Source organism: Streptomyces sp. NPDC007917, from assembly GCF_042959105.1.
GTDB lineage: Bacteria > Actinomycetota > Actinomycetes > Streptomycetales > Streptomycetaceae > Streptomyces.
In genome coordinates this window covers 62824-78842 of the sequence record NZ_JBIBKK010000039.1, presented here as the reverse complement: position 1 = coordinate 78842, position 16019 = coordinate 62824, and the positions used below count along the sequence as shown (strand labels likewise).

At 65.4% G+C, this 16019-nt stretch carries 19 protein-coding genes and 1 pseudogene; 7 read left to right on the top strand and 13 right to left on the bottom strand.

Annotated elements, in window-relative coordinates:
- Positions 1–101: 101 nt before the first annotated feature.
- Both ACFZDL_RS43690 and ACFZDL_RS43685 read right to left on the bottom strand, forming a co-directional pair.
- On the bottom strand, positions 102–656 hold the full coding sequence (locus ACFZDL_RS43690) for a hypothetical protein (protein ID WP_353596138.1): 555 nt from the start codon (positions 654–656) through the stop codon (positions 102–104).
- Positions 657–720: 64 nt separating this feature from the next.
- Positions 721–1128, bottom strand: a complete 408-nt coding sequence (locus tag ACFZDL_RS43685; RefSeq protein ID WP_353596139.1) for a hypothetical protein — start codon at positions 1126–1128, stop codon at positions 721–723.
- Positions 1129–1224: 96 nt separating this feature from the next.
- Between ACFZDL_RS43685 and ACFZDL_RS43680 the strand changes: the two genes are divergently transcribed.
- The 4 genes from ACFZDL_RS43680 to ACFZDL_RS43665 all read left to right on the top strand — a co-directional run bounded on the left by ACFZDL_RS43680 (position 1225) and on the right by ACFZDL_RS43665 (position 3383).
- Positions 1225–1530 carry a VOC family protein gene (locus tag ACFZDL_RS43680; RefSeq protein WP_353596140.1) on the top strand — a complete coding sequence of 102 codons (306 nt, stop codon included), beginning with the start codon at positions 1225–1227 and terminating at the stop codon, positions 1528–1530.
- Between the two features lie 204 nt (positions 1531–1734).
- Positions 1735–2427, top strand: coding sequence for an MBL fold metallo-hydrolase (locus ACFZDL_RS43675; RefSeq protein ID WP_353596141.1), 693 nt, complete (start codon positions 1735–1737; stop codon positions 2425–2427).
- A gap of 3 nt (positions 2428–2430) precedes the next feature.
- Positions 2431–2919 carry a hypothetical protein gene (locus ACFZDL_RS43670; protein WP_353596142.1) on the top strand — a complete coding sequence of 163 codons (489 nt, stop codon included), beginning with the start codon at positions 2431–2433 and terminating at the stop codon, positions 2917–2919.
- Entirely contained in the window at positions 2916–3383 is a 468-nt protein-coding gene (locus ACFZDL_RS43665; protein WP_353596143.1) for a GNAT family N-acetyltransferase, read from the top strand. Before ACFZDL_RS43670 ends, ACFZDL_RS43665 begins: the two co-directional genes overlap by 4 nt.
- Positions 3384–3872: 489 nt before the next feature.
- On the opposite strand, the gene ACFZDL_RS43660 is transcribed toward ACFZDL_RS43665, so the two are convergent.
- Both ACFZDL_RS43660 and ACFZDL_RS43655 read right to left on the bottom strand, forming a co-directional pair.
- On the bottom strand, positions 3873–4343 hold the full coding sequence (locus tag ACFZDL_RS43660; protein ID WP_353596144.1) for an NUDIX domain-containing protein: 471 nt from the start codon (positions 4341–4343) through the stop codon (positions 3873–3875).
- Positions 4344–4345: 2 nt separating this feature from the next.
- Complete coding sequence (locus ACFZDL_RS43655) at positions 4346–5089, bottom strand: helix-turn-helix transcriptional regulator (RefSeq protein ID WP_353596145.1); 744 nt, start codon at positions 5087–5089, stop codon at positions 4346–4348.
- 506 nt (positions 5090–5595) lie between these two features.
- Here ACFZDL_RS43655 and ACFZDL_RS43650 point away from each other — a divergent pair.
- Together ACFZDL_RS43650 and ACFZDL_RS43645 are read left to right on the top strand one after the other, a co-directional pair.
- Positions 5596–5883: a hypothetical protein gene (locus tag ACFZDL_RS43650; RefSeq protein ID WP_353596146.1), complete on the top strand. Its 288-nt coding sequence runs from the start codon at positions 5596–5598 to the stop codon at positions 5881–5883.
- 528 nt (positions 5884–6411) lie between these two features.
- On the top strand, positions 6412–6645 hold the full coding sequence (locus ACFZDL_RS43645) for a hypothetical protein (protein ID WP_353596214.1): 234 nt from the start codon (positions 6412–6414) through the stop codon (positions 6643–6645).
- A 162-nt stretch (positions 6646–6807) separates the two neighbouring features.
- Here ACFZDL_RS43645 and ACFZDL_RS43640 read toward each other — a convergent pair whose 3' ends face one another.
- The 5 genes and pseudogenes from ACFZDL_RS43640 to ACFZDL_RS43620 all read right to left on the bottom strand — a co-directional run.
- Complete coding sequence (locus tag ACFZDL_RS43640) at positions 6808–7704, bottom strand: transposase (protein WP_353596147.1); 897 nt, start codon at positions 7702–7704, stop codon at positions 6808–6810.
- Between the two features lie 262 nt (positions 7705–7966).
- Positions 7967–8272 carry a transposase domain-containing protein gene (locus ACFZDL_RS43635; protein WP_353596148.1) on the bottom strand — a complete coding sequence of 102 codons (306 nt, stop codon included), beginning with the start codon at positions 8270–8272 and terminating at the stop codon, positions 7967–7969.
- Between the two features lie 288 nt (positions 8273–8560).
- A complete protein-coding gene (locus ACFZDL_RS43630; RefSeq protein ID WP_353596149.1) occupies positions 8561–10927 on the bottom strand; it encodes a restriction endonuclease in 2367 nt (788 codons plus the stop codon).
- A gap of 66 nt (positions 10928–10993) precedes the next feature.
- Positions 10994–11173, bottom strand: coding sequence for a hypothetical protein (locus ACFZDL_RS43625; RefSeq protein WP_353596150.1), 180 nt, complete (start codon positions 11171–11173; stop codon positions 10994–10996).
- A 444-nt stretch (positions 11174–11617) separates the two neighbouring features.
- Positions 11618–12094: pseudogene (locus tag ACFZDL_RS43620) on the bottom strand (site-specific integrase); the annotation flags it as partial.
- A 66-nt stretch (positions 12095–12160) separates the two neighbouring features.
- On the opposite strand from ACFZDL_RS43620, the gene ACFZDL_RS43615 reads away from it, so the two are divergent.
- The gene (locus tag ACFZDL_RS43615) at positions 12161–12679 is read left to right on the top strand and encodes a restriction endonuclease (RefSeq protein WP_353596151.1); all 519 of its coding nucleotides are present in this window, start codon (positions 12161–12163) and stop codon (positions 12677–12679) included.
- A 155-nt stretch (positions 12680–12834) separates the two neighbouring features.
- Here ACFZDL_RS43615 and ACFZDL_RS43610 read toward each other — a convergent pair whose 3' ends face one another.
- The 4 genes from ACFZDL_RS43610 to ACFZDL_RS43595 all read right to left on the bottom strand — a co-directional run bounded on the left by ACFZDL_RS43610 (position 12835) and on the right by ACFZDL_RS43595 (position 15930).
- The gene (locus ACFZDL_RS43610; RefSeq protein WP_353596152.1) at positions 12835–13227 is read right to left on the bottom strand and encodes a hypothetical protein; all 393 of its coding nucleotides are present in this window, start codon (positions 13225–13227) and stop codon (positions 12835–12837) included.
- Positions 13228–13235: 8 nt separating this feature from the next.
- Positions 13236–13493, bottom strand: coding sequence for a hypothetical protein (locus ACFZDL_RS43605; protein ID WP_353596153.1), 258 nt, complete (start codon positions 13491–13493; stop codon positions 13236–13238).
- 464 nt (positions 13494–13957) lie between these two features.
- Positions 13958–15217 carry a HAMP domain-containing sensor histidine kinase gene (locus ACFZDL_RS43600; protein WP_353596154.1) on the bottom strand — a complete coding sequence of 420 codons (1260 nt, stop codon included), beginning with the start codon at positions 15215–15217 and terminating at the stop codon, positions 13958–13960.
- The gene (locus ACFZDL_RS43595; RefSeq protein WP_353596155.1) at positions 15214–15930 is read right to left on the bottom strand and encodes a response regulator transcription factor; all 717 of its coding nucleotides are present in this window, start codon (positions 15928–15930) and stop codon (positions 15214–15216) included. Before ACFZDL_RS43595 ends, ACFZDL_RS43600 begins: the two co-directional genes overlap by 4 nt.
- Positions 15931–16019: the final 89 nt, after the last annotated feature.

Genomic DNA, 16019 nt, shown 5'->3' with positions numbered 1-16019 from the left:
ACGTGCACACAGTCCGCAAAACAGACACACCAAAACAGCGCAAGAGGAAGTCAACAACCCCACGGCCACGCCGCACAGGTTAAAGATCAAGCTAGCGCTCCTCACGAGCGGGGGCGGGCGCCCTCGCCGTTCCTGAGCGCCGCGGCCGCTTCGTGGTCGCCGCGTTCCTCCAGAAGGTCGGCGAGGTTCGCCAGGGCCTGGGCGTCGCCCGCCTCGGCCGCCCGACGATAGAGCGGTTCCGCCTCGTTGAGGTCCCCTCGTTCATCGAGCCGCGCCGCGAGCTCGAAGGTCGCCCGGAGATTCCCCGCTTCCGAGGCCTGACGGTAGACCTCGTCCGCTTCTTCCTCCTCGGAGAGACTCTCCAGCAAGCTCACCAGGGACTCGCACGCGTCCTCATCCGCCCGATCCATGTCGAACACCCGCCACAACAGCTCCACCGACTCTCCGTCCGGCACCTGCACATCCGTGGAGAGGAGCACGGCCAGCGCGGTCAGGGTGTCCGCGTCGTCGGGATCGGTCTCCAGGATCCGGCGGTAGGACGCCTCGAGTTCGCCGCGGAGCGGATCCAATATGTCGTAATCGGCCTCGGCTTCGAGGGCGTCGCGATACTCCCGCTCCAGCCTGATGGCCTTGGCCCGGTCCGTTTCGCCACTCACGCTGCTTCCTCCGGCGCCGCACTTGAGATCAAGATTGCGGCGAATCCTAATCCCCCCCGGACGGTCAGGCCCGGGCTCGCAGTCCAGTCAGCAACTGGTCGAGCGCCCGCTCCGTCTGCGCCAGTGCCTGAGGGCTCGTCGATCGGGCCAGCCACAGTGCGGCCTCGTTCATCGCCCCTGACAGCAGGCGTGCCAGCGGCTCCACCGGCTGTTCGGCGATGATGCCGGCCGCCGCGAGGGCCTCGAGGGCCTCGGTCAGGTGCCGGGCGGAGGAGTCCTCGTCCATGGCCCGCCATTCGTTCCACCCAAGGACGGTTGGGGCGTCCACCAGGACGATGCGGCGTACCGTCGGATCGGATCCGGCGGCCAGGAAGGCTCGGTAGCCGGCCCGCAGTTGTTCCCATGGGTCGTCATGCTGGTCAGCGGCGTCCGCGACCCGCTCGCCGAGTTCCCGCTGCACCTCGGCGACCACGGCCCGGAAGAGGCCCGCTTTGCTGTCGAGGTGGTGATAGGCCGCACCCTTGGTGACCCCTGCCGCCCGCGCCTGTGCGAGCAGATGGAGACACGTATGAAGACCGAACTCGGCAGCCTCTATCCGGTGATCGCGACGCGCGATGTCGCCGCGTCACACGACTTCTACGCCCGGCACTTCGGATTCGAGGCGACCTTCGAGGCCGAGCGGTACGTGAGCGTCCACCGCCCGGACGCCCCGCAGTACGAACTCGCCCTGCTGGACCACACCGAGTACGAAAGGCTGGTCGGGCAGCGACACTTCATCGGCGCGGCACCGGACGGCGTCATGATCGACGTCATCACCGCTATCCCGGTGACCGGGGAGTGCGCCGGGCAGTACACCGCCGGCCATGCTCCGTGACCAGGCGTTGATCTCCGTTCTTGCCGAACACCTGGGCGATAATCGGCAGGAAGTGAAACCCTGGGGGAAGCGGAAGGGCCGGTGGACGTACATCTGTTGGGGACAGGTTCCGGGGACGGGTGGCCCAATCCATGGTGTGTCTGCCGGTCCTGCCAGTGGGCACGGCAGACTCCGGGAGCTTCCCGCGGCCAGACGAGCGTCCTGGTGGACCGCACACTGCTGATCGACACCGGAAGCGCCCGGCGCGCGGGAGTCCCCTTGGACACGGTGCGGACCGTGCTCTTCACGCACGCTCACCCCGACCACGCCGATCCCCAGCCGCTGCTGTGGAGGCAGGCCGCCCAGGCACGCCGGGGTGTGGTCGACCCGCTGGAGATCGCAGGCCCTCCCGCGGCGCTTGAGGTGTGCCGCGACTGGGTCGCTCCAGACGACCCCGTCACCTGGACACCGCTTCTGGCCGGTCAGGAACGGCGGCTGGCCAGCGGTCACCATGTGCGCGCGCTGGCCGCCAGACACTGGAACCATGACCCGCACGTCGGCCCAGCCCTGCTGTACGACATCGACCAACGCCTCCTGGCCGCCTGGGACACCGGGGCACCGCTGCCGCCCGCCGACCACCCCACCTACGAATTCATCCTGCTCGACTGCAACGACGGCCTGCTGCCCGGCTTCCGCGAGCACCACAACCTTGAAGCCTTCGCCCGCACCATCAGTGAACTGCGAGTCCAGCAGGCCATCGACGACCGCACCCAGATCGTCGCCGTCTCGCTGGGGTGCGCCAACCCACCGGGACCCGAACTCGACGGCATTCTCGCCCGCATGGGCGCGACAGCGCCGTTCGACGGGACCCTGCTCACCTCCAGCCCACGGGGCAAGCCGAACGACACCGGGGAGTAATCGTTGGACGCGGAAGCACTGCTCGCCCTGGCCCAAGGCCACCACGAACGCACCGTTCGCCCCTTGGGCACCCGGGAGGTCAGCGGGCACCTCGTCAAGGTCTACGCACTCCAGGCGCCCAACCGCACCGTAACGGAAGAGGACACGGCTGCCGCCCTGCGGATCGCCGCGGCGCACCTGGAGCTCGGCGGTACCCGCGGTTCCCTCGGTCTGGCCGCCCTGATCGTGCACGCCGGCGGCGACGGCGACTATGTCCTCGTCCACACCTGGATCGAGGGATACATGTCCGACCTGGCTGTCTTCGCCGGCCCAGTGGGACAGCCCGGAGCGCTCCGCCCGGGCCGAGCCGGCCTGGCCCCCTGCGTCTGGGAAGCCGCCGTCCTGGCCCACGAACGCGAGGCGTTCTCCCGGCACGTCCTGGACGGCAGCGGCCCGATCCCCGGCCGGCTGGCCGCCTGGAGCGCGGACACCGTGACGGGAGGCATCCGATGAACGGCACCCCGACCGTGCGGCACGCACACCCGGGCGATCTCCCACGGGTCGCCGAACTGGCCGCCGAACACGCCGCCTACGAACAAGCCGCGCCCCCTGCTCCCGACCTCGTGCAGCGGCTGGAGACGCTTCTCTTCTCCGCCCCGGCACCACGGCTGCGCTGCCTGGTGGCGGAGGTGCCCGGCGGAGAGGTCGTCGGCTACGCCACCTGCGCGCCCGAACTCTCCACCTGGCAGGGTGGCGAATACCTCCACATGGACTGTCTCTTCCTCAGCCCCGCCCACCGGGGATCGGGGATCGGCGTGCTCCTCATGGACGCCGTGACGGCCGAGGCGCGGCGCCTCGGCCTCACCGAGATCCAGTGGCAGACCCCCGAATGGAACGAGGGGGCCGCCCGCTTCTACGACCGCCTCGGCGCCCAGGCCAAGGCCAAGCTCCGCTACGGCCTGACCGTTCCGGGCTGAGTACGCCGGGCAGTACGCCCAAGGGCACGCTCCGCGAGCCCTTGTCCAGACCTCTCGCGCCCCGCGTGCCCGGTGCGCACCGGATCCGCACCAGTCGTGCCTCGGCACTTCTGTCAGCCGTCGCCATCCGTTCGGCCGTCGACTGCCGTCGTCGGCACCGTTCCGACGGCGAGGAAGGCGGTCACGATCTTCCCGTTCCGGGAGCTTCGTCACGTACAAGTTGGTGGCGCACCGGTCGACGGCGACGACGCCCCGGCCGCTCTCCTCGTCGTCCTCCGCGATGACCTGGACGGGGAGATCCGTCGAGTAGTCGCGCACGTGGATGTGAACACCGTGCGGGCCAGTCAGGACGGTCAGATGGCATTGTCCGTCGGTGTGCTTCCAGACGTTGGTCAGCAGCTCTCAAGTCAATCCCGAAAGTGTTCTTTTCGAGATTCACCAAAACCGCCTTGACCTGCAGCGACGGGACCTGTCCCGATGTTCACGGGGTCAGCCGAGATACGGCCGGTCGCGATGTTCGAGGAAGTGGCGGAGGCGGAGCCGCTGCGTGTGGTGCATGGGCAGATCGGCCAGTTCTTCCGGCGGGACGAAGCGTAGTTCCGTGGACTCGTCGGAGATCGCGAGCTGGCCGCGGATGATGCGGGCGGTGAAGCAGACGTTGAACTGTCGGCGGACCTCGCCGTCCGTGTAGGCGATGACGTGACGCGGGTCGGTGTACGTGCCGACGAGTCCGGTGATCTCCACGTCGAGTCCGGTCTCTTCCCTGACCTCGCGGACTGCCGTTCCCGGGAGGGAGTCGGTCATCTCCATGCCGCCGCCGGGGAGTGCCCAAAGATCGTTGTCCCGGCGGCGCTGGAGCAGGATGCGGCCGGTCTCGTCGGTGACGACGGCGGAGGCGGCGACAACCAAGCTGTTCGGCTCGGGAGCGTCCGGATCGTCGTAGTACTCGGTCCGCGCCATGGTCACTCCTCGTGTGCGGGCGTCGCTGTCGCCCACACGGCGTCGAAGCTCTGAGCGTAGGTGTCGAACATCCCGCCCTCGCCATGTCGGCGGAGGTGCCAGACGGGTGCGCCGTACGCGTTCACGCCCCATACGTGGGCGTTGACCATGAGTTGATCATCTGCCCGGTAGAGCGAGTTGTAGAGGGTCGTTCCGTGGGTCCGAACCTCGATGCCCGGGGTGCCGAGCAGGGGCCGGTAGTGCATGAGGACGAGTCGGCAGCGCGATTCGATGCCGTGGCCGAACTTCTCCTCCTGGCCGCGCTGCTGGACGTTGGGGCTCTCGGCGTCGCCGACCGCGATGCGCACTGCGCAGCCTTCAGCGGCTCGTTCCCGTAGAAGGTCGTTGAGGCGGGGGTACGCCTCGTGCAGGAAGACGGCGGCGTACACCAGCACGTCGATTCGTTCGCTGGCCTGTGTCAGCATGTCCACGAACGTGGACACAGGGATGTCCGCGCGCTGATCGTAGAGCGCCACAAGCTCGGGGCTGACCGCGCGGGCGGGGCGCGCTTGGCGGAGCGCTGGCCATAGGGCGTGCACGTCTTCTCCTAACGTTTCCGCTGCCAGGATGGCCGTGGTGCGTCGCGGCGTGCGGTTGAGGTTGACCCAGCGTTCGACGGATTTGGGGTCTACCTCGACCTTTTCCGCGAGGGTGGCGTACGTCCAGCCTCCGGCTGCCATGACGGCTCGTAGCCTCTCGTTCGGCACCTGAGTCTCTCCCCACATGTCGGGACGGCACTAGGGACGTTTTACCCGACGCAGGACGTCCCGAAGTGGGGTTTAGGGGAGGTTCCTACGTCCTGGTCACGGCGCAATGATCGCGAAAAGACTCCCGCGACCGCTGCGGGCGGCCCGGGAGCACGGTCAACGCTGTGAAGGAGCGTCAACGTGCGGAAGACTATCGCTCGATTCGTGGAATGGCTGTTAGTGCTGTTGCTGCCTGCTCCAGGGCGGCATCGAGCCGTTGGAATCCGGCCAGGCGTCCGCTGCCCGGACAAGCCGACGGTTCGCCTGACGCGCGTCCCTCTGGCTCACGTATGGCTGCCGTGTGGCGCGGACATCCGGGGAACGGGTCTTGTCCGGCCGTATGTCGTCGCGCACGAGCGGCAGAGGCGGGGTGGGGTCGCCGGGCGCGAGGTCAAGGCGGTGGCGACATGAGCACGCGGCCTCGTCTGCTGCCGTGGCCGAGCTCGGCCGGGAAGCGCTGCTACCTCGTGACGGACGACGACAGCAACAGCCGTCTGTCCAGGCTCGCCGACGAGATGGAGGCGGTACAGCTCAGGGCTGGTGTCGAACTTCTCGGTCATGCAGGCGAGATGATCGGAAATCACAAGGTAGGTGAACGGGAACTGAGGTTCCTCGCCAAGTCCCTGTGTGAGGCACTGCACGACGCGTTGCGGGTCGCCGAGAGTCGGGGTGGGCGGCTGCCTTCCTGTGCCGACGGCGAGCCGCAAGAGGGCCCGGACGGCGCTCCGGAGTCCGAGAAGGGAGCGCGCCAATGAGCGGAGCCCGGTCAAGCGAGTCAGAGGGATGGCAAGTCGGGCCTATCCCGGGTCGCGGTCTGCGCCGTGAGCGGGATGGTCACCTTGCGCTGCCACTTCAGGTCATCCGCTCCGGGCAGCACGTCGCCCTTGCCTCGCTGCTGCTGAACGTGGCGGAAGCGGAGCAACTGCACGCCGCCCTCTGCTACGCGCTGGGCGCTGAGCCTGCGCCTGCTGACGCGCCGGAGTGCCGACAGCCGATCCACTACCCCGGCGGCCGACAGAGGTACTGACGCCTCGTCCCGCGCGACGACAACCACAGAAGCAACGCCGGACCACCCCTCCGCCTGCAAGCAAGTGGGGTGGTCCGGCTGGGGATTGATCACAAACCCCGGTGCCGATGGTACTGGGGCCGCTGGCGTGTTCGGATGCGGCACGGCCCCGGTTGATCGGAAGTTCGGTCGGTGCTCATAGAAGGGGGACGCGTACAGGATGAGCGGCCTTTAGGGCGGCGCGTTCGACGGCTGGGAGATCGACCCTGACGCGGTGATGTGGGTGCGCGGGGTGGACTACATAGCGGGCTGGAGGGATGCGAAGGAAGCGGTGGCCGAGCTGGAAGGGGCGCTGCGGCTGGTCGGCGTGGACATGGAGGGGGTTCGGTTGGGGGTGGGGACGGCTGCGGACGGTTCGGGGGTCGTGTGCTTCGAGCTGTCGGCGGCGGTGGCGCGTGAGGTGGCGGCGTTGGCGCGGGAGGCGGCGGCCCGGTGCCGTAAGGCAGGGTGAGCGGGGCAGCCGGTGGCGGGCCTGCATGGGGGGATTGGTGCGGTGTGGGCACGCCGCCGGCGTCCGGGGCTTTTGGGCGGGAGCTGCCACGGGGCAAGAGAACAGGCGGCCTTACGCTGGCCCGGCGAATCGGGCGGGTCTTGGGACCTAAACGTCGCGTCGCTATTTGGTTGGTGGTGGGGGTGTGACGTGAGGGGTCTCGTGTCGGCGGCAGATGGTGATGGTGTAGGTGACGTTGCCGGTGGGCACGGGGCCGGGAGCTCGTGTGCGGTGATTGGGTGCCTGTCTGCCGCGGGGCCTGACGCGGTGGGGTCTGCGGGGGATGAGCTGGGCCAGGGCCTCGGCTTGGATGAGGGTGATCAGCAGAGGCTGTCCTGCGGACGGCCGGTAGTGCAGGTGCCGGCGTATGGTGCGCAGGACCGCGGTGAAGGAGATGCGGTCGGGGTCCAGCATGTCGCCGGTTGCGGCGGGGTCCAGGCTGGCCTGGGCGACGTGGGCCCGCCGGGATTGCAGGTACTGATGAGTGATGAGCAGTCCGTAGATCTCCTGCATGACTCCGTCGGGGAGCTGGGAGCGCAGCAGAAGGCGGTGGTCGCGTTGGAGGACCTTGGCTTCGAACAGGCTGGTCTCGCTGTTCCAGCGTTGTGCGTAGACGGCGGCGACCTGCTCGGCCGGGGCCTGGTCAGGGTCCAGGAGGCTGGTGATCACGCGCAGGGGGCGGGTGCGGGAAGGCCCGTGTTCAGGGGTGGTGGTGATGTCGGCGTCCACCACCCGCACCGGGATGCCGTGCGGGTGGCCTGGGGGCATACGGCGGTTGCAGAAACGGGAGGCGGCCTGACGCTGGCTGGAGGCCCGGTCCGGCACACAGGACAGGAAACTGCCGTCCTCCAGTTCGCGCAGGTGGGGCAGCCAGTGGTGCGCGTGCGCGCGGACGACGAAGTCGGCGCCGCAGGTGCTGATCTGAGCGAGCACGTCATGGCCGTGGAACGCCCGGTCCATCAGCACGAGCTGCCCGACCGACAGCGTCGGGGTCGTGGCCAGGTCTTTGGCCAGGGTCACTTCGTTCCCGGCGTGGTCCGAACCGGGCGCCGAGGATGCCGCGGGTGCCGCAGGCGATCAGCAGGACGAGTTTGACCTGCGGGTAGCGTCCGGGTTTGTGACTGCCGCCCGGGGGCGGGCCGAACGCCTTGGTGTTGGCCGCCGTGGGCGCGACATCAAGGACGGTGCCGTCCAGGGACAGCATCAGCAGGCGTCGGCCGAAGGCGAACGCGCCGGGCGACTGCGGAGTGGTCAGTGATCCGCGCACCTGCTCGAACAGGACCTAAAGCGGCTCAGGGCCCAGCCGCGCGCGGGCTTTGGAGACAGCGGAGGTGCCTGCCACCCGCAGGGCGCCTGCGTGGACGGCCCCGCGCAGGCCATCGGTCAGCTTGCGAAGGATCTCCGCGTAGCTCTCGCTGAAGTGCAGGCACATCGCCAGCACGAAGTAGACCACCGCGCTGGCCGGCAGGCATGCGCACCAGCGTCTGTCCCGGCGGCCACAGGAACGGACGGCTTCCTCGACCGCCTGCGGGGAGATGAACTCATCCAGCGCCTCCAACCGGATCCCGGCAGCCGCTCGCGCCGACATGATCCGCTGCCCAACCCTGGAGTTCGCACCCGCTGCGGTGACGCGATGACAAGACATCGAGGCTCCACAGGTCAAATCTCTCACTGCTATCCGACATGCCAGAGGCCTCGATGGCCGTCAACCTCCATACCCCCACACGCGCCCCAACTACACCGCAAAGACGCGACGTTAGGTCCACAGACTGCCCGATGCGCCGAAAGCTTACGGGGCCATGATCACTCGCCCCAAAGCAGCTCCAGCCCAAAGCCGCTCCACCGACCTTGCGGAGCTACTTCACGCCCCTTCTCTTTACTCCTCGATAAGAGTTGAGAAGAGTTCCACTATTCGACCGCTATCTGCTGCAGAACTATTACCCGAAGACCAAGATCCAGGACTTTCCGCGAATCGCTGAGATTCTTCCTCTTCTGCCTCGTGCTCATCCGCCGACTGCCTCCAATTCTCAAGCATTCTCGACACGGGAGCATCAAATTTCTCCGCGATGCTTTCCACAAAATCTGCCGCGTTCCTCGATTCCTGATAATCCCGTTCGGACCTCCAATGCTCATACTCGCCATCCGCAAAACTCATGAAAGCTGCGTACGCGGCATCCCGCATCTCATCGCTGAGTCCTTGTGGATCAAACACATCGAAGAAGAGCTCCACATCTGAGGGATCATAGAACTCTTCGAATGACCTCTTGAGGATTCCGTTCACGAGGTCCTCAGCCCCGAACGGGTAAACCTGTACGTCTACAGCCAAAGTCACGTAGGCTTCGACGGTTCCCGAAGGAAGTCCAGTTTCGGCAGATGTCTGATTCGATACTTCTGATCGCCACCAGGAGATGTCGTCCGCTCTACCGTGGGCCGAGATGAAGTGCATTACAGTGGATAGCATCTCAGGACGCGGATCTGGGGCAGTAACTCTGTAACCATTCCGCTTCTTACGCACTTCCGATTTCCAGCTAGCCACCCGCATGTCATACAATCGACGAATTTTGCCAATAAAATCGGCAGCATTCTCTAGAAGAGCCTCTCGCAAACCTTCGTTAACGACGTCCACTGGGGCTTTCATGTTGTCATGAATCTCGCGGAGAAACCGCTTATACTCCAGCTTTTCCCGCGCCTCGTACGCTCGCTGGTCGCTTTTGGACTTGCGATACTTATCGAGCCCGGAGTAACGAAGTAGCATCAAGGCTTGTCGAATATCCTGCACATCGGCCAGAGCGGCATCCGCCATGGCAGGCGAGCCGTTGATTTTGTGAAGCAAAAAGTCACGGCATGACGGATTAGCTAGCGCCACCCTTTGATTTGATCCATCGGATATCGTCAGCCAAGTCCCCTCCAAGACCTTGAGTGCTTGGACATACGTGTGTGCTTCCTGCGCCTGCACGCACTTCCGCAAGTTAGTCTCATCTATTCCCCTGGGGGGATGAGTGACCAAGATGGACAAAATTCTGCGACCAACCAGCGAGAGGTGATTGTACGAGCTTGCCCAAAGTTCTGACGGGTCATCCAGGCTCGCATTCAATTCAGAGAGAAGCGAGGCCACACTATGCGATTGATAGCGTAGGGTCTGTTCCAGAATACGGGGACTGTAGTTGTTGTGCCTGATCACGTTCAGATAGGAGCGATCTGCGACCAAGGCTCGCCTGTCTGCCAGTGGCAGGTCAGAAAAATAGAGATGATTGTAGAAAATCAAAGCCTTAGTGTAATCAGAGTAATCTTCCACCCTTACCTCAGACGGCACTAGCGATGCACGTGCTCTGCGAATTCTGTCACTACGTTCTTGAGCATGCCGAAGAATCTGCTCACGCGTCGTCAATATGAAGCGCTTCGTTCCTCGTGTGGCTCTGCGCACCTTTTCAGCGAACTGAGCAATACGGTGATCTTCATTTTTGCCTGTGGTTTCAGCCAGATCGGTTTGGCCGAGAAAGTCGTCGTAGTAAAAAATCTGAGGCTGTTGAGGGTTCCAGAGCTCAAACCCCTCCTTTACGTCTTCGCTGATTTGAACTACTTGCCACCCCTCTCTCCAGTGAGCTAGGAGGACCATCTCAGCCAGGATACTTTTCCCTACTCCCGGGGGTCCGGTAACCACACACAGGTTATGTTCCTCTAGAACCTGAGTCGTGCGAGCGAAGTGATCTGTCAAAACATAGAATTTAGCTCGGCTCTCAATGCTTTCTAGCAGTTCCTCTGTTCGGTTCCACAGTCCACTGTGGATGATTCGAGAAAGGACCGCAGCAGATGAGGTCCACAGTTTGAAGTGCCTAAGCTCAACTGCTGGATGTCGCAGCAGAAGAGCGTTAAGGTCCTCTCGGCCGAGGATGTCACCAGTAGCAACCGGAAGGTGTTGTTGTAATATTCCAGCTAGTTCCTCTTTCAGTTCGACAGTCATCGAGGCACTAGTCACGAGGATGTAGCGACCCACTCCCCTCGCATCCTTCCACTTTTTTACCTCCTTTTCCACGGAGCGGCGCAGGGCACTACGCCCACCACGTAGATAGTGCTTGCACTGGATAACTACATCCCTGCCGGCCAATGCACACCGTAGATCGACCCCCTTATCGCGTCCAGGGCCAAAGGACTCCACGTGCACGTTAAGTTCTGCGTTGAGGGCATCGGCTGTGAGTGCTTCGAAATCGACCGGCGACAGGGTACTGAAGTCATATTCAGGCAATTCTTGCCCCTCCCAGCGCTAACTTCACATATCTCAAACGATGAAACACGCTCTTTCAAAAGCTCGTCAGGGCATGAATCCAGCGAATTGGTCGAGGTGGAACGCGAAGCCCGGAGCCGTCGGAGTCCAGCCCTCCCAGAGAGCAAGCTGAATGGCCTGGGCAACGACGGATGACAGCACAAGCGCGGCCTCGCGACCAATCCAGTTATTCGGATGTGGCTGGTCGGTGGTGACCACGAGCGTCATGGCCTGGATGTCCGCATGCTCGACGGCGAACGTGCACGGCGACCAGGCCAGCGCCCCTGGAAGTACGTCGGCCTGCCTCGCAGCCGCCAGCGGTACGCAGTGCCGTCGACAACGATCCGTCGTGATCCCTTGCGGACCAGTGCCACGACTCCCCCCCTTCATCAGCGAAGATGCTAGCGAGTCCGCGCCGCCATCCGTCTCAGTTTCCGTCTCATTCAGCGTCGTTCACGGCCGTTCAGTCGAGACCGGAGCCGGTAGCCGCTCAGGCGACCGGCCGCCCATGAACGCAGGTGAACGGCCCCGTCCGAGGCCCCCAGGACCACCACCACAGTTGGAAAGCGTGTTGGGGGCAACCCCTCACGAGTTCGAATCTCGTATCCTCCGCACCCGCCCAGCAGGGCAGACGAGGGCCCCGACCGATCATGGTCGGGGCCCTCGTCGTTGATCCGTCTCAGTTTCTTCGAGGCGCGGAGCCTTGGCGATCTCGGCCACGTTGGTGGGAACGTGCCCGCGTCGCACAACCTCACCAAGAGCCACCCGGATCGTTCGATGAACGTGGCGGGCGGTGCCGGCCGAACTCCCGGCCCCCTGCAGCTTCCGGTAGAAGCGCTCCAGGTGCTCGGGCTCCAGCCGATCGAGTTTGTGGGCAACCAGGCCGGGGACGAGGTGAACCCGGACATCGACCTCGTACCCGTCGTACGTGTACTCGGAGACGTACGGCTTGGCGATGTTCTCGACCCAGTGCTCAAGCCGGCTCTGCAGGGTCCAGCTCTGCCCAGGCTTCCTGAGCTTCTTTTCATCCCGCGCGCGCTCCATCTCGCGAACGGCCTTGGTCACCTCGGCCTTGGTCCTGCGCTCGACGTGGCGCCGGTCGGGCCTGCCGTCATCACGAACGCCGACCGTCACCCGACCGTGCCATCTCTCGCCCCAAAGCAGCTCCAGCCCAAAGCCGCTCCGCCGACCGCGTGTAGCCGCTAGGTTGCGTTCGTGACATCAACATCGAACCCACTCTGGCAACGCTATGAGCTGTCCGTCCACGAGATGCTGAAGGCGCTGGACCCTGGTGCCACAGTCGTCCACAACGAACACGTCAATGGGCGCCTGAGCGGGGCGAAGCGGCAAATTGACGTTCTGGCGACAGGGAAGGTGGTGGGGCTGGAGATCAAAGTTGCCGTGGAGTGCAAGCGTCTTCGGCGGCCAGCCAACATCGAGGTTGTCGACCAGTTCATAGGCAAGGTCTTGGACATCGGAGCCGATCGAGGCGTCCTCTACTCGTACTCAGGATTTTCGGACAATGCGGTTTCTAGGGCCAAGGGGTCTTCCAACCCAAGCATCGTGGTGATTGCGCTTAATTTTTCTCAGCCTCTCGCCCACTACCGCACGGCGCCGGGGTTCCCCGCTGATCTGCTAGTCCAGGAAGAAGCGCCTCAGTGGGTGGAGGAGATGGGCGAGGACGCTTTCCGTCGTTTCCTCAAAGTCGGAGAGTGGTCCAAGTTCTGGTCTTAACAAAAATCAACATAGCGGCTGACACCAACGAGCACAGACAATGGCGGCCAACGCTGCAGCTTGACGGAGAGCATGCCGAGCTCGCAAGTTGCTTGAGCAATACCGACAGCGGCACGTGATCACCTTGATAAGGTTGCCGATTAACATGCCATCACTTAGAGTCGATGGGCGATTTTTTCATCCCGGAGCATTTTAAGGACCTCCTGAAGCTCTTGCTTGCGCAAGATAGAGCAATCTGGACTATTGATCTCCGCTTCGACCGTCGCGATAGCCTTAGCGTTCTGGTTGCGAATTTCACGCTGTTCCAGCTTCGCGAATATCCAGCTCATGACGATGGTAAAGGCGATGGCCACGACCGGAGCAAGATACAGAAACAGTTTTCCCCAGATGCTCTCTGGCCCCAGATTATCAGCGAATGCAGCCAGACCGATACCTGTCCCGGCACCGCCAAACGATGCGTTCATCTGGTCGGCGTTGAAGACTCTGCGAGGTTGGGACGCCAGCACTGCGGCCCCATTGCTGCCTGTACCTGCGGTTTGACTCGACACAGGATCAATTACCCCCGGAAGTCCGCTCGAAGCCGTTCCAGGTACTCCGCAGCTTCATTCGGGTTGGAAAGGTCCAGGGTCACTTCTTGCCCATTGACCCTCATCCGCGCACGCTCGGGACGCCTTGATCTAAGCCAAGCTACGAGCAAGCGCACAAAAGTCGAGACAAAACCGCTGAGCCCGGCGACTGCGGCGACACTCACGAATTCCATTTCCCCCCTCGCAACTGTGGGAGTCAGCCCGACTAGACTTGTTGAACAAGACAAGAACGATCACTCGCCACTATGCCCGGCAACCATCTTCCCACCCCAGAGGTCAAGCTGACCACCGTTCAGCAGTTGTTCCGCTAACATCCAAGACTGACATCAACAACCTCGGACGGCGGCGACACACAGCATCCACGTGTGGCACCAGTGCACGCGGCGGGCCCCGACCAGGCTGAGGAGAGATCGAACTCCAAAGTGAGCTGCCCCGGCTCGACCGGGCTGACTCGCCAGGTCGTGCCCGATGCGTGCCCGATCGGGCGGTGAACCACGGTCAATCAGGGTTCTTGAGGAACCGTGGCGCGCCACGGCAGGTAGCCTATTCCAGCAGGTCAGAGCAGATTTGATGCCCGCCAGCACCGGTGATTCCCAAGCTCAGAGCGCGGGTTCGATTCCCGTCACCCGCTCCGCGACGAAGGCCCAGGTCAGCGACCTCCGCCTTGTTCGTCAGCCGATTCGCCGACGGGCTACGGCGCCGCGTGCGCCACGTCGACCGCCTCCGCGTGGCCCGGGAGGGTCACCGTGACGGTCAGGCCGCCGCCCTCGCGGGGGCGGGCCGTGACCTCGCCGCCGTGGGCGCGGGCGATGGAGCGGACGATGGACAGGCCGAGGCCCGCGCCCTTGGCGGTGACCAGGCGGTCGGTGCCGAGGCGGCGGAAGGGCTCGAAGAGGGCGGGGAGCTCGTACGGGGGGACGGACGGGCCGGTGTTGTCCACCTCGACCTCGATCCAGCCGTCGTCGCGGGCGCGGCAGGCGACCCGTACCCGGCCGCCGCCGTCGGGGGTGTTGTGGCGGATGCCGTTCTCGACGAGGTTGTGCACCAGCCGCTCCAGCAGCAGCGCGTCGCCGGTGGTGGGGGCCGGAGCGGTCTCCTGCGTCACCGTGACCCCGGCCGCCTCCGCCTCCCGCGCGGTCTGTCCGGCGACATGGTCCACGACGTCGGAGAGATCGACCGGCGCCCGCTCGGTGATCTCGTTCTCCGAGCTCGCGAGCAGCAACAGCCCGGTGATCAGCCGCTCGTGGCGGGCGTTGATCTCAAGAAGGTTCTCGCCGAGCTGTTTGACGTCCTCGGAGGCGGTTCTGCGGTGCATGGCCACCTCGACCAGGGCCCGCCCCAGGGTCAGCGGAGTGCGCAGCTCGTGGGAGGCGTTGGCGACGAAGCGGCGCTGGCCGTCGAAGGACCGGTCGAGCCGTTCGACCATCGTGTCGAAGGTGTCGGCGAGGTCCTTGACCTCGTCGTCGGGGCCGCGCAGGGCGATCCGCTCATGCAGGCCCCGGTCGGCGGCGGGGGCGCTCGCGATACGGCGGGCGGTGTCGGTGACCCGGTGCAGCGGGGCCAGCACCCGGCCGGCGGCCAGCCAGCCGAAGCCGGCCGCCACGCCGCCGACGACCAGGAGGGCGAGCCCGCCCTGGGTGATGAGCGAGGTGGTGGCGGCGGCGTTCAGCCGGTCGCGTTCGTCCTGCACCCATTTCTGCGCCGAGGCGTCGGTGAGGACACGGCCGTCGCCGGTGATCACCTGGTTCTTGGGCAGGCCGGCGGCGGGGTCGTCGGTCTTCACGTTGCGGGCGTAGATCTTCAGCCCGCCGCCGGCGAGTTGCTGGTTGAACAGCGCGTACGTGACACCGAGCAGCACCACGCCGGCGGCGAGGAACAGCCCTCCGTAGATCAGGGTGAGCCGGGCCCGCAGGCTGATCCGGCGCGGCGGGAATTTCAGGCGGCGCGTCATACGATCCGGTACCCCACGCCCGTGACGGTCTCGACGACTTGCGGCTCGCCGAGCTTGCGGCGCAGCTTCAGCACGGCCAGCCGGACCGCCCCGGTGAACGGGTCGGCGTGCTCGTCCCAGGCCTTCTCCAGCAGCTGTTCGGCGGAGACCGCGCTTCCGTCGGCCCGCAGCAGCTCGGTCAGCACGGCGAACTCCTTCTTCGACAGCGGTATGTAGCGCCCGTCCCGGAACACCTCACGGCGGGCCGGATCCAGGGTGATACCGGCCCGGCGCAGCACCGGCGGCGCGGCCGGGCGGCTGCGGCGGCCCAGCGCCTGGACGCGGGCGGCGAGTTCGGCGAAGGCGAAGGGCTTGGTGAGGTAGTCGTCGGCGCCGAGGGTGAGCCCGGCGACGCGGTCGGCGACTTCGGCGGCGGCGGTGAGCATCAGCACCCGCGCCGTCGTCCCGGCCCTGGTTCCGGCCCCGGCCCCGGCCCCCGCCTCAGCTCCGGTTCCGGATCCGGTTCCGGCCCCGGCCAGCTCGCGGCAGAGGTCGTCGCCGTGCACACCGGGCAGGTCCCGGTCCAGGACGACCACGTCGTAGTCGTTGACGGTCAGCCGCTCCAGCGCCGCCGCGCCGTCGTACGCGACATCGACCGCGTGCGGCTCGTCGCGCAGCCACTCCGTGATCGCGTCGGCGAGCAAGGGTTCGTCCTCGACCACCAGTACCCGCATCGGTCTCCCCTCCCCGTCCGGCCCTCCCCGGCCCGGCGAGGCCATGGTGCCCGGCGCGGCGTTTCCGCGCCGTTAAGAGGCGACGGAAA

Excerpts from the sequence above, each read along its gene's own strand:
- ACFZDL_RS43665 (WP_353596143.1), top strand. The coding sequence starts at position 2,916 with ATGAACGGCACCCCGACCGTGCGGCACGCACACCCGGGCGATCTCCCA.
- ACFZDL_RS43645 (WP_353596214.1), top strand. The coding sequence starts at position 6,412 with ATGTGGGTGCGCGGGGTGGACTACATAGCGGGCTGGAGGGATGCGAAG.
- ACFZDL_RS43625 (WP_353596150.1), bottom strand. The coding sequence starts at position 11,173 with ATGACGCTCGTGGTCACCACCGACCAGCCACATCCGAATAACTGGATT.
- ACFZDL_RS43635 (WP_353596148.1), bottom strand. The coding sequence starts at position 8,272 with ATGTCGGCGCGAGCGGCTGCCGGGATCCGGTTGGAGGCGCTGGATGAG.
- ACFZDL_RS43595 (WP_353596155.1), bottom strand. The coding sequence starts at position 15,930 with ATGCGGGTACTGGTGGTCGAGGACGAACCCTTGCTCGCCGACGCGATC.
- ACFZDL_RS43680 (WP_353596140.1), top strand. The coding sequence starts at position 1,225 with ATGAAGACCGAACTCGGCAGCCTCTATCCGGTGATCGCGACGCGCGAT.
- ACFZDL_RS43600 (WP_353596154.1), bottom strand. The coding sequence starts at position 15,217 with ATGACGCGCCGCCTGAAATTCCCGCCGCGCCGGATCAGCCTGCGGGCC.
- ACFZDL_RS43660 (WP_353596144.1), bottom strand. The coding sequence starts at position 4,343 with ATGGCGCGGACCGAGTACTACGACGATCCGGACGCTCCCGAGCCGAAC.